Genomic DNA, 22,853 nt, shown 5'->3' on the forward strand with positions numbered 1-22,853 from the left:
TGATTTCCATGGCCACGTAACCGCCCATGGACAGGGCCGCCAGGGCGAACAGCGGCGGCGCCGCGTCCAGAGTGCGCCGGGCCATGGCGACGATGCTGGTATCCAGGCTCAGGTCGGCGATGCAGACAACCCGGTCGGGTTCCAGGGCCGCCGTCTGTGCGGCGAACAAGCGCTGATCGCAGAGCAATCCGGGGATCAGCAGCAAGGGTGTTGGGTGGACAGGCAACGCGAGCCTCCGTGAAACGCTCAGGTGGAAAGGGTCGAGATCAGAGCAGGTGTCCGGCCCAGATATGGCGAGTCACCAGGTCGGCGGCGATTTCTATAAAGGCGTCGCCGACAAACTTGGCAGCCGGGCTGACCCGCCGATCCGCGGGAAATACCTGGACCAACTTGCGCATGGGCACCGGGTCAACCAGCGGCGCCGCGCACAAGACACCCGACTCGACCTGGCTGTAGATCGACGCCAGCGGCAACGCGGTCAAGCCAAAATCGTTGCGCACCAGGTCGATCATGGCCCCGAAGGAATCCGCTTCAACGCTGGTCTTGAGCTTGATCCCGACGTCACGGGCACATTGGTCGAGGATCACCCGCAAGCCATGGCGCGCGCTGGGCAGTACCAGAGGTTGCTCAGCCAGGGTGGCGAAGCTCACCGGCGTGTCCATGCGCAACCCGGCGCTGGCGGGGCCCACCAGCAGCAGGTTCTCCATCATCACCGGAACGATTCGCAGGGTGTGCAAGGGCTGGGGGTCGTAGGAAATGGCCAGTTCCAACTCGCCGCGCTGCACCCAGTCCAGCAGGTAACCGCTGAATGCCGAAGAGAAGCGCACGGCCAGGTTCGGGTGGGCATCGCGGATCTTGCGCACCAGGGGCACGGTGACGATTTCCGCCACCGTCGGCGTGGTGCCAATGACCACGGTGCCGCGAAACGCTGAGCGCCCGCCCACCACCGAACTGCGGATCGACTCCATCTCTTCCATGATGCGCGTGGCATGGGCCAGGACTTCGCGGCCCACCTCGGTGATCACCATGCCCCGGCCATGACGCTCGAACAGATAGGCGCCCAGCTCTTTTTCCAGCAAGCGGATTTGTCGACTGAGGGCCGGTTGGGCGATATGCAAACGGTCCGAGGCCTTGCTGAGGCTGCCCAGCTCGGCCACATGAATCAGGGTTTTGAGTTGAACGACATCCATTACCAGGCCAGTCAGAATCGTGCGCGGCGCGAGATGCGTCGACAGTGGCGTGAGTGTAATCCGATTTGCCCGCCGGTGAGTGCCGGCAGAACCGCGTAAACCGCGGCTCCGGGAGCCTGCAAGCGGCTGTACCGCCCTGTGGGTCGGGGCTGCGGGGCCAGCTATAAAATTTAGGTATATCAGTTAGGCCAGGCCGACGGCTTATGCCCTCCAGGACTCTGGGGTAGCGTGCAACCACCGTCGGCGCCCAGAGCGCACGACTCACTACAACAATAAGATACGAGGGCCTGCACCATGGGTTACATCCCTGCGTTTCACCCCACTGCCTACCGTTACCCGCCAGGCCATCAAGGCTGCCCGAGCCATCCCCCTTCGGCCTGCCGCGTTCATCCACCGGCCCTCTGCGCCGCGGATTAATCAGCCCCCAGCCGGCTGACGCTGTCGCGTCCAGCCCGTCAACCCAGCGAGCCCACCACGTCGGAAACGCCTCAGCGTGTTCCTCGTTTCGTCTCGCCTAGAACACAGGGTGAACCCCATGTCTGCATCCCCCACCAACCACAGTGTCGTGCCTGATCCAGCGAGCCCGCCGAACCGGGTCAAAGCCATCATGGGGGCCTGCTCGGGCAACCTGGTGGAGTGGTACGACTTTTTTATCTACGCCTACACCGCCATCTATTTTGCCGCCGCGTTTTTCCCCAAGGGCGACACCACCAGCCAACTCCTGGCCACTGCCGGGGTGTTCGCCGTGGGCTTTTTCATGCGGCCCCTGGGCGGCTGGATTTTTGGCTGGATCGCCGACACTCGCGGTCGCAAGGTGTCGATGATCATCTCGGTGTTCATGATGTGCGCCGGCTCCCTGCTGATCGCGGTGATGCCGACCTACGAAAGCATCGGCGTCGCGGCGCCGGTGATGCTGGTGATCGCGCGCTTGATCCAGGGGCTGTCGGTGGGTGCCGAGTACGGCACCGGCGCGACCTACATCAGTGAAATCGCCACCCCCGGCCGGCGCTGTTTCTATGGTTCCTTCCAGTACTTCACGATCATCGCCGGGCAACTCCTGGCCCTGATGACCGTGGTCATCCTCCAGCAAACCCTGAGTGCCGAGGCGCTGCGCGAATGGGGCTGGAGAATTCCGTTCTTCATCGGCGCCCTGAGTTCGGTGGTGGTGGTCTACCTGCGTCGGTCGATGCATGAAACCGCGTCGAAAAAAGACATGCAGCGCAAAGACGCCGGCTCGCTGCGGGGCCTGTTCAAACACAAGCGCGCGGTGGCCCTGGTCCTGGCTTTCACCATTGGCGGTTCGCTGTACTTCTATACCTTCACCACCTACATGCAGAAATTCCTGGTGATCTCCGCCGGCTTCTCCCCGGAGACCGTCAGCTTCATCATGACCGCAGCCCTGGTGGGCTTTATGTTCTGCCAACCGCTGTTCGGCCTGCTGGCCGATCGCATCGGCATCAAGACCCACATGCTGTTGTTCTCCGGGCTGGCCCTGCTGCTGGCAGTCCCGCTGCTCTACGCCCTGCAGTCGGTCAATAACCCGTTCGTGGCGTTTCTGCTGGTGTTCGGCGGGCTGGTCATTGCCTCGCTGTACACGCCCATTGCCGGGATCGTCAAAGCCGAACTGTTTCCCCCGGCGGTGCGTGCCCTGGGTGTGGGGTTCCCTTACGCGGTGGGCAACGCCGCCTTTGGCGGCACGGCGGAATACGTCGCCCTGTCCCTGCGTGCCCAGGGCATCGAGGAATATTTTTTCTTCTACGTCGCGGCAGTGGTGAGCGTGACCTTTATCGCCTCGATGCTGATGCCCAACCTGTCGCGCCACGGCTACATCAGCGGCTCGGGCGAAGTCGAGCAGCGCACTGGCTTCAAGGGCAGCGCCCGACCGCAGGCCGCCAGCGTCTGAAGCCGCAACGCTGAACACTGCCCCACGGCAAAGGGCCCCTGATTCAGGGGCCCTTTTTTACGGCTTGCGCAGGGCGCCTTATTGCACCGGAGCGCGCCCCTGGAAGTCAGCGATCTGCTGCCACATCGCAGTCGGATTGGAGTACATGGGGAAGTGCCCGCACGCAGCAATCGGCGCCAGTTGCACACCCTGGGCCTGGATGTGGGCCAGGTAGGACAACGAGGCGTTCTGCTCGCCATACATAAACAGCCGCGGGCATGGCAGACCGAGGAATTTATCCATCAGCGCGCCGTGGTCGGACAGCTCGACCATGGACTGGAAAATCCCCCGCACCGCGCCGGCCCGGACCTTGTGCCGCAGACTCGCGGCGTACAGCGCACTGGCATAGGCCGGCGCCTGCCGGGTGCGTTCGATAAAGGCGCTGAAGAATGCTTCGGGGTCTTGCGCGGGGTACTCGACGATCTGCCGGCTGAGGAAGCAGTCTTCCGGGGCGATGTTGCCCTCGATGTCGACAAAGCTCAGCACCCGCTCGGGGCAATGATGGGCCAGTAACAGAGCGGTCAGCCCGCCCATGGAATGACCCACCAGATGAAAACGCTGGATGCCGAAGTGCTCCAGTGCCTGCAAGGCGGTCTGCAGCAGCAACGGGATGTCGATCCGCTCCAGGTCGCTGCAGTGGCTGGCACCGCAACCCGGTGCGTCATAGGCCAGCACCGGATGCCCGTCGAAGGCGCTGTGCAGGGCTATGTCGGCGTAGTCTTCCTTGGTCGAGCCGAAACCATGGAGGAACAGAATCGGCGCCAGGGAGCCGTCGCGGTACAGGGTGTCGAGTTGCAATCGGACCCCGTCCACCAGCAGCGGCAGTGGGTATTGAGTGAAGCGAGCGGATAAAGGCACGGCGAGGGCTCCTGGCACAAAAGGCGTGGCACCGGGCGGGTGAGCCGGCGAACGGGCGCATAATCTCCCCGCCCTGCGGCCCGCTGTAAATAACGGATTGGCGAAGGTTTCCATAGCTCAAACCTATGGTCCGCCCCGGGTCGATGCCACCTCAGGTGCGCTCGCGAAACCCTGCCACCACTTCCGCCACCAACGGATTGGCACGCGCGGCGTTCCACGCCAGGGCCGTGGTGACCACATTCAACGGTTGGCTCAAGGGCCGCAGCACCACGTTATCCGGCGCCAGCTTTTTCAGCGCTGCCGGCACCAGGGCGATGCCTTGGCCACAGCTGACAAAGGCGATCTGCGAAGCCACCGAGCGCACTTCGTGCAGCACCCGTGGCGAGAAGCCGCTGGCCCGGCAGGTGGCGATCAGATTATCGAAATACACCGGGCTGACCTTGCGCGAGAACATCACCAGGGGCTCGCTGGCCAGACTCGACAGGCTGATGCGTTTGCGCGAGGCCAGCGGGTGGTCACTGGGCAAGGCCACCATCAGCCGGTCCTCGGTCAGCGCCAGGGATTGGATCGACGCGCCCAGATCACCGTCCAGCCGAGCGAACGCCAGGTCGATGTCCCCCGCTTCCAGGGCCGGAACCGCTTCGACGCTGTCGATCTCGCGCACCGACACCGTCAACTGCGGATGGGCCAGCTTGAGCCGCTCGATCAGCCCCGGCAGCAGGTCGAACATGGCGCTGGAGATCGCGCCGATGGTCAACAGGCCCGACTGCCCGGCCACCGCCTCCTCCACCGCCAGCTCCAGGCGCTGCAACTGCTCGGCGAAATTGCGCACCGCCGGCAGGATAGCCGCGCCCACCGGGGTCAGTTGGGCGCCGCGCCGCGAGCGCTCGAACAGCTTGACCTTGAGTGCCTGCTCCAGCACCTGGATCTGCTCACTGAGGGGCGGCTGGGACATGCCCAGGCGCTTGGCGGCCCGACCGAAGTTCTGCTCTTCGGCAACGGCAAGGAACAACCAGAGGTGGCGAATCAAGCGGAAATTGATCATGGCAGATCCATAGGTTAATCGTATGTAAGGCTTATGCGATTCGTAATATACCTATCAAACCTGCTCGCTGAAACTGGGCGCCTCCATCCCCTGAGGCTTGCCCCCATGACCCATGAGAGTCTGCTTGAACGCCTGGCAGCACTGGACACCAACACGGTCTCCGATGCCCTCGATTTCCTCGGCCTGCCCGGCGCCACCGTGGGCCTGCGCCCACTGTGGGATTGCCCGAAGATCGTCGGCCGCGCCAGCACGGTGCTGCTGGCAGCCAAGTCCGACCGCCAGCCTACCGTGCACCTGATTACCCCGGTGGTCGAACAGATCGCCAGTGACGATCGGCTGCTGGTCATCGCCGGCGGCCTGCCGGGCATTTCCTGCTGGGGCGACATCCTGGCCAACGCCGCCCTTGGCAAGGGCGTGCGCGGCACGGTGATCGACGGCTACAGCCGCGACATCGAAGGCAGCGAGTCCATCGGCTACCCGGTGTACGGGCGTGGCGTAACCATGATCAGTGCACGCAATCGGCTGGTGCAGATCGCTGCCGCCGTGCCGATCCAGGTGGCCGGGGTCGAGGTCAGCCAGGACGACTATGTGATCGCCGACCGTTGCGGCACGGTGTTTGTGGCCCAGGCCGAGATCGCCAAGGTCCTCGACCTCGGCGAGCGCATCGCCCGGCGCCAGGAAGGCATGGTCGAGGCCGTGCGCAGCGGGCGCTCGGTGGCCGAGGTGATGCATGACACCCAGTTCGAAGCCATCCACGTGGAGCACGCCCGATGAACCTTGAAGACCAGGCCCTGGTGGCCCTGTTTGCCGGCCTCGATACCCCCGGCGTGTCCGACGCCCTGGACAAGCTCGGCCTGCCCGGGCAATGCCTGGGCCTGGCGCCCCTGGACAACTACCGCGAGGTGGTGGTCGGTCCGGCGTTCACCGTGCAGTACGTCAGCGCCAGCGTGCCACCCGGCACCGTGGGCGACTTTATCGACGACGTGGCCCCCGGTGATGTGGTGGTGATCGACAACGGCGGCCGTACCGACTGCACCGTCTGGGGCGACATCATGACCCAATACGCCGGCAGCCGGCAGATCGCCGCGACGGTGATCGACGGCGTATGCCGCGACGTCAGCAAGGCCCTGGGCGATGGCTACCCACTGTTCAGCAAGGGTCGTTTCATGCGCACCGGCAAGGACCGGGTGCAGGTACAGGCACTCAACCAGCCGGTGTCCATCGGCGCGGTCCGGGTCTGTGCCCGGGACATCGTGGTCGCCGACGCCAACGGCGTGGTGGTGGTGCCCCGCCAGCGTGCCGCTGAAGTGGCGGCCGCCGCCCGGCAGATCGAGACCATCGAAGCCGATATTCGCGCCCTGATCGCCCAGGGCAAAACCCTCAAGGAAGCCCGGGCTGCCCTGGGTTACCACAACCTGCAAAGGAAAGTCTGATGACCCCGCTGCCGCTTCCCCTGGATTTCCACGCACGGGCCAAAGTCCTGGGCAGTTCGACCCTGTATGAAGCCTCCCACCTGCCTTGTGCAGTCGATAGCGCGATCCGCCCAGTCTGGGACGGAGCCTTTATCGCCGCGCCGATCTACCCCCTGGAGTGCTCTCCCGGCGATAACCTGGCCCTGCACCTGGCTCTGGAACGCGCGCCCCGAGGCAGCGTGCTGGTGGTGGGCACCGGCAATTTTATCGCCGGTTACTGGGGTGAGGTGCTGACCGTGGCCGCCGAAGCCGCGGGCGTGGTGGGCCTGGTGATCGACGGTGGCGTGCGGGATATCGCCGCCCTGAAAAAACGCCAGTTCCCGGTGTTCGCCCGAGGCGTCTCGGTCAAAGGCACCCTCAAGGCCAGCGCGCCGTCGGTGGGGCAAGCCTTCAACTTCAACGGCGTGCCGGTAGCCCCCGGCGACCTGCTGGTGGCGGATGACGACGGCGTCATCGTGATCCCCAAGGCTGATGCCGCCCGCACCCTGGCCGAAGGCGAAGCCCGGGCGCACAAGGAAGCCCAGATGATGCAGGCCCTCAGCGAAGGCCGCTCGACCCTGGAACTGATGAACCTGACCGACTGGAGAACCCGGGCATGAGCGCCGACCTGCAACGCCTCAACCAGCGCCTGGCCGACGCCCGGCCCTCGGCCACCTACCGCATCATGGACCGGGTAGCCGAGCGCCGGGCCCAGGGCGCCGAGATCATTTCGCTGTGCGCCGGCGAGCCGGATTTCGATACCCCGCGGCATGTCCGCGAGGCCGCGATCAATGCGATCGAACAGGGCCACACGCGCTACACCCAGGTGGCCGGGGTACGTGCCCTGCGCGAAGCGGTGGCCGCCAAGTTCCGCCGCGAAAACGGCCTCGACGTCAGTTGGCAGGACACCCTGGTGTGCAACGGCGGCAAGCAGGTGATCTACAACGCCCTGGCCGCGACCCTCAACGAGGGCGACCAGGTCATCGTGCCGGCGCCGTACTGGGTCAGCTACCCGGAGATGGTGCAACTGTGCGGCGCTCAAACCCGGGTCGTGACCTGTGAGGCCAAGGACGGCTTCAAGCTGACGCCTGACGCGCTGGCCGCCGCGATCACCGCGCAGACTCGCTGGCTGATCCTCAATTCGCCGTCCAATCCCACCGGCGCGGTGTACAGCCGCGACGAGCTGCAGGCCCTGGCCGAGGTGCTGCTGGCCCATCCCCAGGTGCTGATCCTGGCGGACGACATCTACGAACATCTGATCTTCGACGACCAGCCGTTCCACACCCTGGCCCAGGTCGAGCCACGCCTGGCCCCACGCACCCTGACCATGAACGGCGTGTCCAAGGCCTATGCCATGACCGGCTGGCGCATCGGTTTTGCCACCGGGCCGCGTTGGCTGCTGGACGCCATGGAAAAGCTCCAGGGGCAACAGACTTCCGGCGCCTGCTCGATTTCCCAGCAGGCCGCCCTCGCCGCCCTCGAAGGTCCCAGGGACTTCATCCAGGACAGCCGCGACGTGTTCCAGAGACGGCGGGACCTGATGGTGGCGCTGCTCAACGACACCCCGGGGCTGGAGTGCCGGGTCCCGGCCGGGGCGTTCTACGCCTTCGCCAGTTGCGCCGGGGTCATCGGCCGCACCTCGCCGGCCGGTCGGGTGTTGCACAGCGACGAAGACTTCGCCCATGCCCTGCTCGATGAAGCGAATGTCGCCGTGGTGCATGGCAGTGCCTTTGGCCTGGGGCCCTACATCCGCATCGCCTATGCCCTGGATGATGCGTCGTTGCGCAAGGCCTGCGAGGCCATTCGCCGCTTCTGTACTGACCTGGCCTGACAGGCAGGCGCCTAGTACAAGGCCATCCCTCCGCCAGATCAGTGCACGCCAGGGAAGGCGTGCACCCCTCGTTTCCTGCCTGGCGACCGTCATTGCTCCCAGCCATACCCCCCCGTTATCGCCACGGCCAGAAGCCTCGCCGGTTCACCGCCGGGCTATACAAAATGGGCATATCTCAAAGACAAAAACGGTAGTCGTCGTGCGCGCCCCGCCCTCCCAGAATGGCTGAAAACACAAAAGCAGCACGGCTTGGGAGATTGGCATGTCAACAGCAGCTGAACACAGCATGGGCATCGATTGGCAGGAGGATGTGTTCCACGTCCTCAAATCCGCCGGGGTCAAACACCTGGTGTTCGTGCCTGACGCGGGGCACTCGGCGGCAATTCGCATGGCCTACGAAGACCCGGACATCAAGGCAGTGGTCCTGACCACTGAAGAAGAAGGCATCGGCTACCTGGCCGGTGCCTGGCTGGGCGGCGAACGCGGCGCCCTGCTGATGCAGTCCAGCGGCGTCGGCAACTGCATCAACACCCTGGCACTGCAAGTCTGCGCCGGCTTCCCGCTGCTGATGGTGGTGACCATGCGCGGCGACTGGGCCGAGTTCAACGCCTGGCAAAACCCCATGGGCCAAGTTACCGAAGCCTCGCTGAACCTGATGAAGGTCATGACCTGGCGCGCCGATGACCCGAAAGACGTCGCCCCGCTGCTGCACGGTGCCGCCACCATGGCATTCAACGGTGATTCCTCCTGCGCCCTGTTGCTGGGCCAGCGTCTGATTGGAGAAAAGAAATGGGTCAAGTAAGCGCTCACCACACCCTCTGCCGCCGTGAAGTGGTCAAGGCCCTGCTGGCCGACCGCAAAGACCTGCTGGTGGTGACCGGCCTGGGCTCGGCTTCCTACGACGTGATGGCCGCCGGCGATCACGACGGCAACTACTACCTGTGGGCCGCCATGGGCAGCGCGATCACCGTGGGCCTGGGCCTGGCCAATGCCCAGCCGGACAAGAGCGTGGTGGTGATCACCGGCGACGGTGAATTGCTCATGGGCTTCGGCGCCCTGGCCACGGTGGCCCTGCAAAAACCGGCGAACCTGACCATCGCCGTGCTCGACAACGGCCACTTCGGTGAAACCGGCATGCAAGTCAGCCACGCCGGTTTCGGCATCAGCCTGGATCAGGTGGCCAACACGTGCGGTTTCAGCTGGACTGCGGAAATCCGCGACATGCAGGGTGTGCATGAGCTGCGTGAGCGTTTTGCCGGTCGTGCCGGGGTCAAGCTGGCGACGATCAAGATCAAGGCGGAAAACCCGCCACGGGTCCTGCCTCCGCGTGACGGTCACTACATCAAGAACCGCTTCCGCGCGGCCCTGGGTTTCGCCCCGATCTGATTGCCCCGCTGCCCCCTGCCCACCCGGGGTGATTGACCCCGGGTGGCTCGTTGAGGAAAACAATAATGACTGATCGCAACGCAGAAGAACTCAATGCCATCCGCGAGGGCGTGCGTGCCCTGTGCGCCGAATTCGACGCAGCCTACTGGCGCCGGATCGACGAAGAAAAGGGCTTTCCCGAGGCCTTCGTCAAGGCCCTGACCGACGCTGGCTGGTTGTCGGCGATGATCCCCGAAGAGTACGGCGGCTCCGGCCTGGGCCTGGCCGAAGCCTCGGTGATCCTTGAGGAAGTGAACCGCTGCGGCGGCAACTCCGGCACCGTGCACGGGCAGATGTACAACATGTTCACGCTGCTGCGCCACGGCAGTGCGGCGCAGAAAAGCTACTACCTGCCCAAACTCGCCAGCGGCGAACTGCGCCTGCAATCGATGGGGGTCACCGAACCCACCACAGGCACCGACACCACCAAAATCAAGACCACCGCGGTCAAGCGCGGCGACAAGTACGTGATCAACGGGCAGAAGGTGTGGATCTCACGGGTCCAGCATTCCGACCTGATGATCCTCCTGGCCCGCACCACGCCCCTGGCCGAAGTCAGCAAAAAATCCGAAGGCATGTCGATCTTCCTGGTCGACCTGCGCGAGGCCATCGGCAACGGCCTGACCGTGCAGCCCATCGCCAACATGGTCAACCACGAGACCAACGAGCTGTTCTTCGACAACCTGGAGATCCCCGCCAACAGCCTGATCGGCGAAGAAGGCAAAGGCTTCCGGTACATCCTCGACGGCCTGAATGCCGAGCGCACCCTGATTGCCGCCGAATGCATCGGCGACGGCCGCTGGTTTATCGAAAAAGCCAGCGCCTATGCCCGCGACCGCGTGGTGTTTGGCCGGCCGATCGGGCAGAACCAGGGTGTGCAATTCCCCATCGCCGAAGCCCATATCGAAATCGAGGCCGCCGACCTGATGCGCTGGCGTGCCTGCGAGGAATACGACAGCGGGCAGAACGCCGGTGCCAGCGCCAACATGGCCAAGTACCTGGCGGCCAAGGCGTCCTGGGAGGCGGCCAACGCCTGCCTGCAGACCCACGGCGGTTTTGGCTTTGCCTGCGAATACGACGTCGAGCGCAAGTTCCGCGAGACCCGGCTGTACCAGGTGGCGCCGATCTCCACCAACCTGATTTTGTCCTACGTGGCCGAGCACCTGCTGGAGTTGCCCCGCTCCTTCTGAGCCCGTCGTCCACCGCGCCGGCACTGGTCGGCGCTGCTGCGCACAGCCTGACAAGAGAGATAAAACATGAGCCAGCCCTCCCCTGTACGCCCCCTCGACGGCATCACCGTGGTCAGCCTGGAACACGCCATTGCCGCACCCTTCTGCACCCGCCAACTGGCCGACCTGGGCGCCCGGGTCATCAAGGTCGAGCGCCCCGGCAGCGGCGATTTCGCCCGTGGCTACGACCAGCGCGTCAACGGCCTGGCCTCGCATTTTGTGTGGACCAATCGCTCGAAAGAAAGCCTGACCCTGGACCTCAAGCAGACCGCCGCCACCGAGGTGCTCGACCGCCTGCTGGCCGACGCCGATGTGCTGGTGCAGAACCTGGCCCCCGGTGCAGCGGCACGCATGGGCTTGTCGTTCGAGGCCCTGCACGCGCGCTTTCCACGGCTGATTGTGTGTGACATTTCCGGCTACGGCGCCGGCGGGCCCTACGAGAAGAAAAAGGCCTACGACCTGCTGATCCAGAGCGAGGGCGGCTTTCTATCGGTGACCGGCGGACCCGGCGTCGAAGACCTGGCCAAGGCCGGTTGCTCGATCGCCGACATCGCCGCCGGCATGTACGCCTACACCGGCATTCTTTCCGCCCTGCTGTTGCGTGGGCGCACCGGGGTGGGCAGCCACCTCGACGTGTCGATGCTCGAAGCCCTGGTGGAGTGGATGAACTACCCGCTGTACTACGCCTACCAAGGGGCACCGCCGCCGCCCCGGGCCGGCGCGGCCCACGCCACCATTTACCCCTACGGCCCCTTCCCCATCGGCGACGGCAGCACGGTGATGCTGGGCTTGCAGAACGAGCGGGAGTGGCAGCTGTTCTGCGAAAAAGTCCTGCTGCAACCGACGTTGGCCCAAGACCCGCGCTTCGCCGCCAACTTCAAGCGGGTGGAAAACCGCAACGCCCTGCGCGAGCTGATCGTGGCGGCCTTTTCCACACTGGACTTCGACGGGGTCATGCAGCGCCTGGATCAGGCGCAGATCGCCAACGCCCGGGTCAATGACATGCAAGGCGTCTGGGACCACCCACAGTTGCAGGCCCGCGAGCGCTGGCGCCAGGTCGCGACCAGCGCCGGCCCGGTGCCAAGCCTGCTGCCACCGGCCAGCAACAGCGCCTTCCAGCCACGCATGGACGCCGTGCCAGGCCTGGGCCAGCACACCGAGCAGGTCCTGCATGAGCTGGGCCTGTCCGCCGACAGCATCCGGCAAATGCGCGCCAGCGGAGCGATCTAGCCGCCCCGGCCAACAGGCAACCCGCCTGCAACGATTAAAGATTGTCGAGAGAACACTGCCCCATGAAGACCCTGGTAGCTGTGAAACGCGTGGTCGATTACAACGTGAAAGTTCGCGTCAAGGCGGACAATTCCGGCGTCGACCTCGCTAACGTCAAGATGTCGATGAACCCGTTCTGTGAGATCGCCGTGGAAGAGGCCGTACGCCTCAAAGAGCTGGGGATCACCACCGAAATTGTCGTGGTGTCCATCGGTCCTGCAGCGGCTCAAGAACAACTGCGGACCGCCCTGGCCCTGGGTGCCGATCGCGCCGTCCTGGTCGAATCCGCCGATGAATTGAACGCCCTGGCCGTGGCCAAGCTGCTCAAGGCCGTGGTCGACAAGGAACAGCCGCAGTTGGTGATCCTCGGTAAACAAGCCATCGACAGCGACAACAACCAGACCGGCCAGATGCTGGCTGCCCTGACCGGTTACGGCCAGGGCACCTTTGCTTCGAACGTCGAAGTGAGTGGCGGCCAGGTTGCCGTGACCCGTGAAATCGACGGCGGCGCGCAGACGGTTTCCCTGAAACTGCCCGCAATCGTGACCACCGACCTGCGTTTGAACGAGCCGCGTTATGCGTCCCTGCCGAACATCATGAAAGCCAAGAAGAAGCCGCTTGAAGTGCTGACTCCGGATGCGTTGGGCGTTTCCACCGCCTCCACCCACAAGACCGTGAACGTCGAAGCGCCGGCTGCCCGCAGCGCAGGCATCAAGGTCAACTCGGTGGCTGAACTGGTCGAGAAACTGAAAAACCAAGCGAAGGTGCTTTGAATTGAAGAGCGTGATCATGACTGTCTTGGTAATCGCTGAACACGACAACAAAGTGCTGGCCCCAGCCACCCTGAACACCGTGGCCGCTGCCGCTAAAATCGGTGGTGACATCCACGTTCTGGTGGCTGGCCACAACATCGGCGCCGTGGCTGAAGCCGCAGCAAACATCCCTGGCGTGAGCAAAGTACTGGTTGCCGATAACGCCGCCTACGCTCACCAACTGCCGGAAAACGTCGCCCCTCTGATAGCGGCTCTGGGTTGCAAGGCGGGGGGCGCTGGCTACAGCCACATCCTGGCTGCCGCTACCTCCAACGGTAAAAACATCCTGCCGCGCGTTGCTGCGCAGCTGGACGTTGACCAGATCTCCGAGATCATCTCGGTGCAAAGCGCTGACACCTTCAAGCGCCCGATCTACGCCGGTAACGCCATCGCCACCGTGCAATCCTCGGCGGCGGTGAAGGTCATCACGGTACGCGCCACCGGTTTCGATCCGGTGGCGGCTGAAGGTGGTTCAGCTGCGATTGAAGCCGTTGCAGCTGTCCACAACCCAGGTACGTCGTCCTTCGTTGGTGAAGAGCTGGCCACCTCCGACCGCCCAGAACTGACTGCGGCCAGGATCGTCGTTTCCGGCGGCCGCGGTCTACAGAACGGCGACAACTTCAAGCACCTGTACGCCCTGGCTGACAAGCTGGGCGCGGCAGTCGGCGCTTCCCGCGCGGCGGTCGACGCAGGCTTTGTGCCCAACGATATGCAAGTCGGCCAGACCGGCAAGATCGTCGCGCCACAGCTGTACATCGCCGTCGGCATTTCCGGGGCGATCCAGCATTTGGCCGGGATGAAGGACTCCAAGGTGATCGTGGCGATCAACAAGGACGAAGAAGCGCCGATCTTCCAGGTGGCCGATTACGGCCTGGTGGCGGATTTGTTTGATGCGGTGCCGGAACTGACCGCACAGATCTGATCCCCCCTCGATTAGGAGTGTTGATGATGAGCAATGTCGATTTTTCTGCCTGGATTGGCCGCCGCCAGGAAAGCCAGGACCGCATCAGTTTCAACCTGGTCAAGCGCATCGCCGCCACCCTGGGCGAGGTGGCCCCGCAACCGGGCGACGCCTTGCCGCTGTTGTGGCACTGGGCATTTTTCCAGGAGCCGGTCGCCGCCCGGGAGTTGGGCCGCGACGGCCACCCGGCCCTCGGTGGGTTCCTGCCCCCGGCGGACAACCGCAACCGCATGTGGGCCGGCAGCCGCCTGGCGTTCTACCAGCCGCTGCGGGTCGAAGCCGAGGTGGCCTGCGTATCGACCATTATCAAGGTCGAGGAAAAACACGGACGCACCGGCGCCTTGCTGTTTGTCACCCTGCGCCATGAGTACTTCCAGGACGGCCAGTTGGCACTGCAGGACGAGCAAGACATCGTCTACCGCGAGCCCTCCCCGCCCAAGCTCGGCGGCACCGAGGCGCTGCCGCCCGGCCAATGGCGCGAAGCCGTGGAGCCCGACGCGACCTTGCTGTTTCGCTACTCGGCGGTGACCTTCAACGGCCATCGCATTCACTACGACTGGCCCTATGTGACCGAAGTCGAGGGCTACCCGGGCCTGGTGGTCCACGGCCCCTTGATCGCCACCCTGAACCTGCGCGCCTTCACCCGCGCGCACCCGACGGCACAGGTGCGGCGCTTCAGTTTCCGGGGCTTGCGCCCGTTGATTTCACCCCAGCCATTCGAGGTCGGTGGGCGGCTTATGGAGCCCGGCAAGGCCCAGGTCTGGGCCGGGAACCAGGACGGCAGCGCACAGCTCGGCGAGATCGAATACAGCCTAGGAGCCTCGGCATGAACCTCACCCTTGTGCGCTCGGCCCTGTTTGTCCCGGCCACCCGCCCGGAACGCATCCCCAAGGCCCTCGCCAGCGGCGCCGACCGGGTGATCGTCGACCTGGAAGATGCGGTACAGGAAACCCTCAAGGAGCAAGCCCGCGATAACCTCGATCGCTACTTGAGCGGACACCCCGAAGCCCGGCTGCTGGTGCGGGTCAACAGCCCGGGGCACTGGGCTCACCACGACGACCTGGCGCTGTGCCGACGCCACGCCGGGGTCAGCGGCATCCTGCTGCCCAAGGCCGAAAGCCCGGCCCAGGTGCACGCCGCGTGGCTGACCGGCAAAGCAGTCTGGCCCATCATCGAAAGTGCCAAGGGCCTGGCGGCGCTGCAGGCGATTGCCGACGCCGAGGGGGTGGAACGTTTGTCGTTCGGCAGCCTCGACCTGGGCCTGGACCTGAACCTGAGCAGCGGCAGCCGGGCCGCCGAGGCGTTTCTCAGCCATGCCCGCTACGCCGTGCTGCTGGCAACCCGCGTGGCCAACCTGGCCCCGGCGCTGGACGGTGTATTCCCGTACATCGACGACCACCGCGGCCTGCTCGGTGCCGTGCAGTTCGCCCGGGACATGGGGTTTGGCGGCGCGCTGTGCATCCATCCGAGCCAGGTGCCGATCATCCATCAGGCACTGCAACCGAGCGCCGAAGAACTGCAGTGGGCGCGACGCATCATCGAGGCTGCCGCCTCAGGCGAAGGGGTCTTTGTCCTGGACGGGCAGATGGTCGACGCCCCGGTGATTGCCCGGGCCCAGGGCATTGTCCAGCGCGGCCGCTAACCCGGCTTGAGGTTGACACCCTGGGCGTTGTTGCGGGGCGTTTCGACGCCCCGTTTTATTACCTGCCTCACGGCCCCGCCTCCGGCACCACCCCGCGTTCTTCCAGCAGGCGCACAAACATGGTCAGGCTTTGCGATACGGTGCCGCGGCGCCAGACCAGCCAGGTGCGCAGGTAGCGGAAATCTTCCGACAGCGGCCAGACGCTGACGGTGCTGCAGCCAGGCATGCTGTCGAGCATGCTGCGGGGCATCAGGGCCAGGCCGGCGCCAGCACTGACGCAGGCGAGCATGCCGTGGTAGGACTCCATCTCGAAGATTTTCCCCGGCACCGAGGCGTCTTTGGTGAACCAGCGTTCAAAGTGATGGCGGTAGGAGCAGTTGGCGCGAAAGGCGTAGATGTTCTCGCCATTGACCTCCCGGGCCCGATGGATCGGCGCGTGATGCAGGGGCGCGATCAGGACCATCTCCTCTTCAAACGCCGGCACGCCTTCCAGGGCCGGGTGCAACACCGGACCGTCGACAAAGGCGGCGGCCAGGCGGCCGGCCAGCACACCGTCGATCATGGTGCCGGAGGGCCCGGTGGTCAGGTCCAGTTCGACCTTGGCGTAGCGCTGGTTATAGGCCGCCAGCAACCCGGGAATGCGCACTGCCGCCGTGCTTTCCAGGGAGCCCAGGGAAAATGGCCCCTGGGGCTCTTCGCCGGCCACCGTGGCGCGGGCCTCCTGCACCAGGTCGAGGATGCGCCGGGCGTAGTCGAGAAAGCTCCAGCCGGCGGGCGACAGGCGCAAGCGGCTTTTCTCGCGGATAAACAGGTCCACGCCGAGGTCCTGTTCCAGTTGCTTGATGCGCGTGGTCAGGTTCGAAGGCACCCGATGAATCTGCGCGGCGGCGGCGCTGATGCTGCCGTGCTCGGCCACGGCCTTGAATATTTCCAACTGGACCAGATCCACTTCATTCTCCAAACGTGAACGACTGACTCAGTATTATTCAGTTTTCAGAAAATAAACATCCCCGTAACCTGCATCCATTCCCCCACCCAGCAGGACGGTGCCATGACTCAGGTTTCCAGCGTCACCCACGCCATCTCTATCAACCCGGCCACGGGCGAGCAGATCGGCCAATACGCCTTTGAATCCGCCTCGGCCCTGGACGCCGCCCTGACCCGCGCGGCCAGTGGCTTTGCCACCTGGCGCAACACCCCAGTGGCACAACGGGCCGCCGCCCTGATTGCCCTGGCCCGTGAGCTGCGCAACGACGCGCAACAACTGGCGACCATGATCACCCAGGAAATGGGCAAGCCGATTGCCCAGGCCCGTGGCGAAGTCGAGAAATGCGCCCAGCTCTGCGAGTGGTACGCGGCCCAGGGCCCCGGCATGCTCAGCGCCGAACCGACCCTGGTGGAAGGCGGCAAGGCCCGCATCGAATACCGCCCATTGGGGCCGATCCTGGCGGTGATGCCGTGGAACTTCCCGATCTGGCAAGTGCTGCGCGGCGCGGTGCCGGCCTTGATCGCTGGCAACACCTACGTGCTCAAGCACGCGCCGAATGTCATGGGCTGTGCCTACCTGCTGCGCGACGCTTTCCAGCGCGCCGGTTTTGTCGAAGGTGTGTTCGAACTGATCAACGTCACCCCGGACGGCGTGTCCAGCGCCATCACCGACCGTCGGATTGCCGCCGTAACCCTGACCGGCAGCGTGCGCGCCGGCATCGCCATCGGTTCCCAAGCCGGTGCTGCGCTGAAAAAATGCGTGCTGGAACTGGGCGGTTCCGACCCGTTTATCGTGCTCAACGACGCTGACCTCGACGCCGCCGTCAAAGCAGCGGTGATCGGCCGCTATCAGAACACCGGTCAGGTCTGCGCCGCAGCCAAGCGCTTGATCGTCGAACAAGGGATCGTTGAGGAGTTCACCCGCAAATTCGTCGAGGCCACCCGTCAACTGGCCGTGGGTGACCCGCTGCTGACCGAGACCTACATCGGCCCCATGGCACGCTTTGACCTGCGTGACGAGCTGGACCAACAAGTGCGCGACACCCTGGAAGAAGGCGCGACCCTATTGCTCGGTGGCGGCAAGGCCGACGGCGCCGGCAACTTCTACCAGCCGACAGTGCTGGGCGACGTCACTGACCAGATGACTTCGTTCAAACAGGAGCTGTTCGGCCCCGTGGCCTCGATCATCGCCGCCCGCGATGCCGAGCATGCCCTGGCCTTGGCCAACGACAGCGAGTTCGGGCTGGCCGCCACGGTCTACACTCGCAACGTCGAACTGGCCGAGCAGTTTGCCGAGCGCCTGGAAACCGGTGGGGTGTTTATCAATGGCTACTGCGCCAGCGACCCGCGAGTGACCTTTGGCGGTGTGAAGCGCAGCGGCTTTGGCCGTGAATTGTCGCACTTCGGCGTGCGCGAGTTCTGCAACGCCCAGACCGTGTGGCTGGACCGCCACTAAGTGACCCGGGCCCCAACGGCCGATAAAAAAACGCCACTCAGTCGAGTGGCGTTTTTTTTGGCTTCGGCTTAGCGACCGAACTTCAGCTTCTGCAAGCGGACCTGTGCCTGCTGGGCCTTTTTACCCTGCTCGCCCAGGTCCTGCAGCAGCCGGTTCAATTCAGCCTGAACCTTGGGGTCACTGACCGTCAGCATCGAACCGGAGATCTGGATCTGGGCTTTGTGTGCGGTCACGTAATCGGCCACTTTCAGGCTGCTGTCGAAGGTCGCGGCGAGCTGCGGCAGCACTTCGCGGAAGGTCTGCGCCGGCACGCTGACCGTCCTGTCGTAGGCCTTGTCATACACCGCCTTCAGGTCCTCGGGCTGCTTGAGCTGGGCGTGGGCGGCGTCGGCCTTGGCCTGTTCCTGAGTCAGTTGGGTGGCGATATCGCCAAGCCCGGTCTGGATGGCGCGGATTTCGTCACGCCGGGCAACCACATCGTCCAGGGTACGCATCGAGCCTTTTTTCACCAGCTCGCCCAAGGGCTGCACCGAGTTGTCCATGCTCGTCGAGAAATCGGTAATGACGGCGTAGTGGGTGCTGTAGTCGCCAAAGGCTTTGCTTTCATCCGCCGTCAGTTGCGGAACCCGCAGGCCGGCTTTGTCGAGGATGCGGGTCTGCAGGAACTGGCTGAACGCGGCACGCTGCTCAGGTTCTTTGTCGCCGCAAGCGGCCAGGACCAAAGGCAGGGCCAGGACCAGCAGCGCAGCGGGACGAAACAGGGACTTCATGTCATTGATCTCCAAAAAAGATAAGCGCCAGGCAGGGTCACGCCCTGAAAAGCGCCCGCGAGCTTATAGACTCGACCGCCGTGAGACCACCGGTTTCAATCAGAATTCAGCCATTGTGCAAGGCGCACCGGCGATAACGCGGAGCAGGCCCGTGCGCCACGGGCCCAAGGCACGAGCGCGACGCACCGGCGTCGCGCTCGTCCCGCACTCAGTGCGGTGCGCGGGGGATGGTCTTCAGCAGATCGGCGGGGCTGATGTGGCCGACCACCTGTTCTGCCGCGCTGCCCGGCAGCGGCAAGCCGAGGATGTGGCCCTTGATCTTGCCGATCACGTGCATCTCGCAAGGCTTGCAGTCGAACTTCAAGGTCAGCACTTCATCGCCGTGCACCAGTTGCATCGGCGCCACCTTGGTCCGCACCCCGGTCACGCCCTTGGCCTGCTTGGGGCACAGGTTAAAAGAGAAACGCAGGCAGTGCTTGGTGATCATCACCGGCACCTCGCCCGTTTCCTCGTGGGCCTCGAAGGCCGCGTCGATCAGCTTGACCCCGTGGCGGTGGTAGAAGTCCCGGGCCTTCTGGTTGTAGACGTTGGCCAAGAACGACAGGTGCGATTCCGGATAGACCGGCGGCGGGTTGGTCTCGGCCTTGCGCCCACCCCGTGGATGCGCCTCGATACGCGCGGCAGTCAGGGCCTCGATAACTTCACGGCGCAGGGCCTTGAGCTGCGAGTTGGGAATGAAAAACGCCTGGGGCGCATCGAGCTTGATGTCCGTGGCGTGGTACTGGGTGGTGCCCAGTTGGCCAAGCAGGTCATGCAGCTGTTCCAGGGCTTGCTCCGGCTTGTTGGCCACGCCGAACGGACCGTCCAGGGCGACGCTGGCACGGATGCCTTCTTCGCTGGTGACGTTGAGTTCCAGGCGCTGCTCGCTGAGGCGGGCCAACCAGGACACGCCGACCCGGCGCTCGGCGGAGGTCTTGAGCAGGGCTTGCTGCCAGTTGTGGTCGAGGTTGCGGCTCAGCGGGTGGCTCGGGCGCAGGCGGTGCATGCCCTCGGGCATCTCGTTGGGCTCGACGCGGTAGCGGTAGCGTTTTTCACCGTCTTCCTCGAACTCGCCCTTGGGCTCGGCGATGTTGGCGCGGAAGCCCACCACCTCACGCTTGATCTGCACATTGAGGCCGTCGCCGTTGGACAGCGGCTCGTGGGTCACCACCTGCAGGTCGCGCTTGCCGACCTTCTCCACCACGCCCACCAACAGGCCGGTGAAGGTCGGCGAATCGAAGGCGCCGATGTCGATCTTGCGGTCGGTGACAAAGTAGTCGGTGCTGCCACGGTGGAAGGTCTTGTCCGGGTCGGGCAGGAAAAAGTGCGCGGTACGGCCGCTGGAAGCGCGAGCCAGGTCCGGGCGGTCTTCGAGCACATCGTCCAGGCGCTGGCGGTAATAGGCCGTGATGTTCTTCACATAGCCCATGTCCTTGTAGCGGCCCTCGATCTTGAACGAGCGCACGCCAGCCTCGACCAGGGCGCGGATGTTGCCGCTCTGGTTGTTGTCTTTCATCGACAACAGGTGCTTCTCGTAGGCGATCACCCCACCCTTTTCGTCTTTCAGGGTGTACGGCAGGCGGCAGGCCTGGGAGCAGTCGCCACGGTTGGCGCTGCGGCCATTCTGCGCGTGGGAGATGTTGCACTGCCCGGAGAACGCCACGCACAAAGCGCCGTGGATAAAGAACTCGATGGCCGCGTCGGTTTCGTCGGCGATGGCACGGATTTCCTGCAGGTTCAGCTCGCGGGCCAGAACCAGCTGGGAGAAGCCGGCCTGATCGAGGAACTTGGCCCGGGCCAGGGTGCGGATATCGGTCTGGGTGCTGGCGTGCAGCTCGATCGGCGGAATGTCCAGTTCCATCACGCCCAGGTCCTGGACGATCAGCGCATCGACTCCGGCGTCGTAGAGCTGGTGGATCAGCTTGCGTGCCGGCTCCAGCTCATTGTCGTGGAGGATGGTGTTGATGGTGGTGAAGACCCGCGCGTGATAACGCCGGGCGAACTCCACCAATTCGGCGATTTCGCTCACCTCGTTGCAGGCGTTGTGGCGGGCGCCGAAGCTGGGGCCACCGATGTACACGGCATCGGCGCCGTGCAGGATGGCCTCACGGGCAATGGCCACGTCGCGGGCGGGGCTGAGCAATTCCAGGTGATGTTTGGGCAGAGACATATTTTTTTAGTCAGGCTTGTCACGGTCGAGGCGCGCATTGTAGCGGCGAAACGCGTGACCGGCACCCGTGCGCTGCCCGGTGGCGACCGCGCGTTGTGCGAGGCCGCCGGATAAACGCCCGGGCATGCCCGAAAATCAGGCTTTGGCGGCCATCGCGGTGACTTCCACACGCATGCCTTCGACCGCCAGGGCGGCCACGCCGACGGCGGCACGCACCGGCCAGGGCTTGGCAAAGAAACGCTGGTAGACCTCGTTGAACGCGGCACGGTCGGCCATGTCAGTGAGGTAAATGGTCAGGTGCGGTACCCGGTCCATGGAGCTGCCGGCCTTCTCCAGCGCCACCTTGAGCGCCTGCAAAGTGCATTCGCTCTGCAGCGTGATGTCGCCCAGTTCCAGGCTGCCATCGGCATGGGTGGGGATCTGGGTCGAGACCAGCAGGCCGCCGAAGCCGGCCACATCGGAAGAGATGGAGTCGGCGTCAGGGTCGGGAATAAAGGTCAGGTCGTGGTTGGCCATGAAAAATCTCTTGCTGAAGGGGTTGGCAAAGCGCTGCTCGGTCAGGCCGCCGCGCCGACATCGTCGGTCGCCGCGGACAGCCAACACCGCAAGGGGCATCGATGAGGCCACCCTGTGGGCGGTCAGTTTACCGTCCGCGGGCCTGGTCGGTGGTCAATCGAATGGAAAAACTGCCACCGAACCCTTTGGATCAATGCCCGACGATCAGCGAGCCGCCCAGGCATTGAAGCGTTCTTCCAGCTCCTCGCCATGGTCCACCCAGAACTCCGCATCCACCGCCCGGGCCTTGGCCAGGTTGGCTTCGGCGGTCGGCAATTGCTGTTGCACCTGGGCCGGCAGCAGCGCCAGGGCTTCGCGATGGACCGGCCCGTAGGGGATGGTTTCGGAGAAGACTTTCTGGGTCTGCGGCTGGCTGGCAAAGACAATGAATTTTTCGGCCAGGGCCTTGTTCGGCGTGCCTTTGACCACGGCCCAGTATTCCGGGTCGTACAGGCTCTGCGGCCAGACGATGCCCAGGTTCATGCCCTCTTTCTGCGCGGAGGCGATACGCCCGTTGTAGGCGGCGCTCATCACCACATCGCCGGCAATCAGCCACTGCGCCGGCTGCGCACCGGCCTCCCACCACTGGATGCTCGACTTGATTTTGTCGAGCTTGGCAAAGGCCCGGCTCACGCCTTCAGGAGTGCCCAGCACCTTGTACAACTGATCGGCCGGGACGCCATCGGCCAGCAGGGCGATTTCCAGGGTGTACTTGGCGCCCTTGCGCAGGCCGCGCTTGCCCGGGAAGTCCTTGAGGTTCCAGAAGTCGGCCCAGGACGACGGCGCCTTGGCCAGCTTGTCCTGGTCAAAAGCCATGACCATCGACCAGACGTAGGTGGCCACCCCGCACTCGGTGAAGGTGCCCGGCACGTACTGCGCCGGATCGCCAAAGCGGCTGGCGTCCAGGCGCTCGAACAGGCCGGCATCGCAACCGCGCAACAGCTCCGGGCTCTCGACTTCGACCACGTCCCAGTTGGTGTGGCCGACATCGACCATGGCCTTGATCTTCGACAGTTCGCCGTTGTATTCGCCGGCCACGATGCGCCCGGCGCCGCTGGCGTTGAAGGGTTGGAAATAGGCCTTGTCCTGGGCCAGTTTGGTGGCGCCGCCGAAGGAGATGACGGTCAGGGACTGAGGCTCGGCGAACACGCCGGTGCACAACAGGGCCAATGAAAAAGGAACACAGGTACGCAAGGATATGGACATGGAACGCTCCCACAG

At 64.6% G+C, this 22,853-nt stretch carries 22 protein-coding genes and 1 pseudogene; 14 read left to right on the top strand and 9 right to left on the bottom strand.

The window, feature by feature from the left end; all coding sequences use genetic code 11:
• A pseudogene (locus M1B35_RS12690) lies at positions 1 to 226 on the bottom strand (alpha/beta fold hydrolase); the annotation flags it as partial.
• A 40-nt stretch (positions 227 to 266) separates the two neighbouring features.
• Positions 267 to 1,208 (bottom strand): LysR family transcriptional regulator, encoded by a 942-nt coding sequence (locus M1B35_RS12695; RefSeq protein WP_268262136.1) that lies wholly within the window; start codon positions 1,206 to 1,208, stop codon positions 267 to 269.
• A 517-nt stretch (positions 1,209 to 1,725) separates the two neighbouring features.
• Here M1B35_RS12695 and M1B35_RS12700 point away from each other — a divergent pair.
• Complete coding sequence (locus M1B35_RS12700) at positions 1,726 to 3,093, top strand: MFS family transporter (protein WP_123331678.1); 1,368 nt, start codon at positions 1,726 to 1,728, stop codon at positions 3,091 to 3,093.
• Positions 3,094 to 3,171: 78 nt separating this feature from the next.
• On the opposite strand, the gene M1B35_RS12705 is transcribed toward M1B35_RS12700, so the two are convergent.
• Together M1B35_RS12705 and M1B35_RS12710 are read right to left on the bottom strand one after the other, a co-directional pair.
• Complete coding sequence (locus tag M1B35_RS12705; RefSeq protein WP_268262082.1) at positions 3,172 to 3,990, bottom strand: alpha/beta fold hydrolase; 819 nt, start codon at positions 3,988 to 3,990, stop codon at positions 3,172 to 3,174.
• 151 nt (positions 3,991 to 4,141) lie between these two features.
• Entirely contained in the window at positions 4,142 to 5,035 is an 894-nt protein-coding gene (locus M1B35_RS12710; protein ID WP_268262083.1) for a LysR family transcriptional regulator, read from the bottom strand.
• 105 nt (positions 5,036 to 5,140) lie between these two features.
• Between M1B35_RS12710 and M1B35_RS12715 the strand changes: the two genes are divergently transcribed.
• The 12 genes from M1B35_RS12715 (at position 5,141) to M1B35_RS12770 (ending at position 15,655) form a co-directional block, all read left to right on the top strand.
• Positions 5,141 to 5,809: an RraA family protein gene (locus M1B35_RS12715; RefSeq protein ID WP_123331672.1), complete on the top strand. Its 669-nt coding sequence runs from the start codon at positions 5,141 to 5,143 to the stop codon at positions 5,807 to 5,809.
• Positions 5,806 to 6,468, top strand: a complete 663-nt coding sequence (locus M1B35_RS12720) for an RraA family protein (RefSeq protein WP_268262084.1) — start codon at positions 5,806 to 5,808, stop codon at positions 6,466 to 6,468. Before M1B35_RS12715 ends, M1B35_RS12720 begins: the two co-directional genes overlap by 4 nt.
• Complete coding sequence (locus M1B35_RS12725) at positions 6,468 to 7,106, top strand: RraA family protein (RefSeq protein ID WP_268262085.1); 639 nt, start codon at positions 6,468 to 6,470, stop codon at positions 7,104 to 7,106. The genes M1B35_RS12720 and M1B35_RS12725 overlap by 1 nt, the downstream gene beginning before the upstream one ends.
• On the top strand, positions 7,103 to 8,317 hold the full coding sequence (locus tag M1B35_RS12730) for a pyridoxal phosphate-dependent aminotransferase (protein WP_268262086.1): 1,215 nt from the start codon (positions 7,103 to 7,105) through the stop codon (positions 8,315 to 8,317). The genes M1B35_RS12725 and M1B35_RS12730 overlap by 4 nt, the downstream gene beginning before the upstream one ends.
• A gap of 262 nt (positions 8,318 to 8,579) precedes the next feature.
• Complete coding sequence (locus M1B35_RS12735; protein WP_123331663.1) at positions 8,580 to 9,119, top strand: thiamine pyrophosphate-binding protein; 540 nt, start codon at positions 8,580 to 8,582, stop codon at positions 9,117 to 9,119.
• Positions 9,107 to 9,703: a thiamine pyrophosphate-dependent enzyme gene (locus M1B35_RS12740; RefSeq protein WP_123331661.1), complete on the top strand. Its 597-nt coding sequence runs from the start codon at positions 9,107 to 9,109 to the stop codon at positions 9,701 to 9,703. Before M1B35_RS12735 ends, M1B35_RS12740 begins: the two co-directional genes overlap by 13 nt.
• 65 nt (positions 9,704 to 9,768) lie before the next feature.
• A complete protein-coding gene (locus M1B35_RS12745) occupies positions 9,769 to 10,932 on the top strand; it encodes an acyl-CoA dehydrogenase family protein (RefSeq protein ID WP_123331659.1) in 1,164 nt (387 codons plus the stop codon).
• A gap of 66 nt (positions 10,933 to 10,998) precedes the next feature.
• On the top strand, positions 10,999 to 12,201 hold the full coding sequence (locus M1B35_RS12750; RefSeq protein WP_123331657.1) for a CaiB/BaiF CoA transferase family protein: 1,203 nt from the start codon (positions 10,999 to 11,001) through the stop codon (positions 12,199 to 12,201).
• Positions 12,202 to 12,263: 62 nt separating this feature from the next.
• Entirely contained in the window at positions 12,264 to 13,013 is a 750-nt protein-coding gene (locus M1B35_RS12755; RefSeq protein WP_268262087.1) for an electron transfer flavoprotein subunit beta/FixA family protein, read from the top strand.
• Between the two features lie 16 nt (positions 13,014 to 13,029).
• Complete coding sequence (locus tag M1B35_RS12760) at positions 13,030 to 13,974, top strand: electron transfer flavoprotein subunit alpha/FixB family protein (protein ID WP_268262088.1); 945 nt, start codon at positions 13,030 to 13,032, stop codon at positions 13,972 to 13,974.
• Positions 13,975 to 14,000: 26 nt separating this feature from the next.
• Positions 14,001 to 14,843, top strand: coding sequence for an HTD2 family dehydratase (locus tag M1B35_RS12765; RefSeq protein ID WP_185039196.1), 843 nt, complete (start codon positions 14,001 to 14,003; stop codon positions 14,841 to 14,843).
• A complete protein-coding gene (locus M1B35_RS12770; protein ID WP_123331651.1) occupies positions 14,840 to 15,655 on the top strand; it encodes an HpcH/HpaI aldolase/citrate lyase family protein in 816 nt (271 codons plus the stop codon). Before M1B35_RS12765 ends, M1B35_RS12770 begins: the two co-directional genes overlap by 4 nt.
• 67 nt (positions 15,656 to 15,722) lie before the next feature.
• Here the strand turns inward: M1B35_RS12770 and ptrR are convergent, their stop codons facing one another.
• Positions 15,723 to 16,604 carry a putrescine utilization regulator PtrR gene (gene ptrR, locus M1B35_RS12775; RefSeq protein WP_268262089.1) on the bottom strand — a complete coding sequence of 294 codons (882 nt, stop codon included), beginning with the start codon at positions 16,602 to 16,604 and terminating at the stop codon, positions 15,723 to 15,725.
• Positions 16,605 to 16,706: 102 nt separating this feature from the next.
• Between ptrR and M1B35_RS12780 the strand changes: the two genes are divergently transcribed.
• On the top strand, positions 16,707 to 18,098 hold the full coding sequence (locus M1B35_RS12780; protein ID WP_123331647.1) for an aldehyde dehydrogenase family protein: 1,392 nt from the start codon (positions 16,707 to 16,709) through the stop codon (positions 18,096 to 18,098).
• Positions 18,099 to 18,166: 68 nt separating this feature from the next.
• On the opposite strand, the gene M1B35_RS12785 is transcribed toward M1B35_RS12780, so the two are convergent.
• The 4 genes from M1B35_RS12785 to M1B35_RS12800 all read right to left on the bottom strand — a co-directional run bounded on the left by M1B35_RS12785 (position 18,167) and on the right by M1B35_RS12800 (position 22,838).
• Positions 18,167 to 18,868 carry a DUF3053 domain-containing protein gene (locus M1B35_RS12785; protein WP_123331645.1) on the bottom strand — a complete coding sequence of 234 codons (702 nt, stop codon included), beginning with the start codon at positions 18,866 to 18,868 and terminating at the stop codon, positions 18,167 to 18,169.
• A 208-nt stretch (positions 18,869 to 19,076) separates the two neighbouring features.
• The gene (locus M1B35_RS12790) at positions 19,077 to 21,077 is read right to left on the bottom strand and encodes a peptidase U32 family protein (RefSeq protein ID WP_123331643.1); all 2,001 of its coding nucleotides are present in this window, start codon (positions 21,075 to 21,077) and stop codon (positions 19,077 to 19,079) included.
• Between the two features lie 135 nt (positions 21,078 to 21,212).
• The gene (locus M1B35_RS12795; RefSeq protein ID WP_268262090.1) at positions 21,213 to 21,593 is read right to left on the bottom strand and encodes a RidA family protein; all 381 of its coding nucleotides are present in this window, start codon (positions 21,591 to 21,593) and stop codon (positions 21,213 to 21,215) included.
• A 204-nt stretch (positions 21,594 to 21,797) separates the two neighbouring features.
• On the bottom strand, positions 21,798 to 22,838 hold the full coding sequence (locus M1B35_RS12800; RefSeq protein ID WP_268262091.1) for an ABC transporter substrate-binding protein: 1,041 nt from the start codon (positions 22,836 to 22,838) through the stop codon (positions 21,798 to 21,800).
• Positions 22,839 to 22,853: the final 15 nt, after the last annotated feature.

Origin of the sequence: Pseudomonas morbosilactucae (genome assembly GCF_023241665.1) — a bacterium.
Taxonomy (GTDB): Bacteria; Pseudomonadota; Gammaproteobacteria; order Pseudomonadales; family Pseudomonadaceae; genus Aquipseudomonas; species Aquipseudomonas morbosilactucae.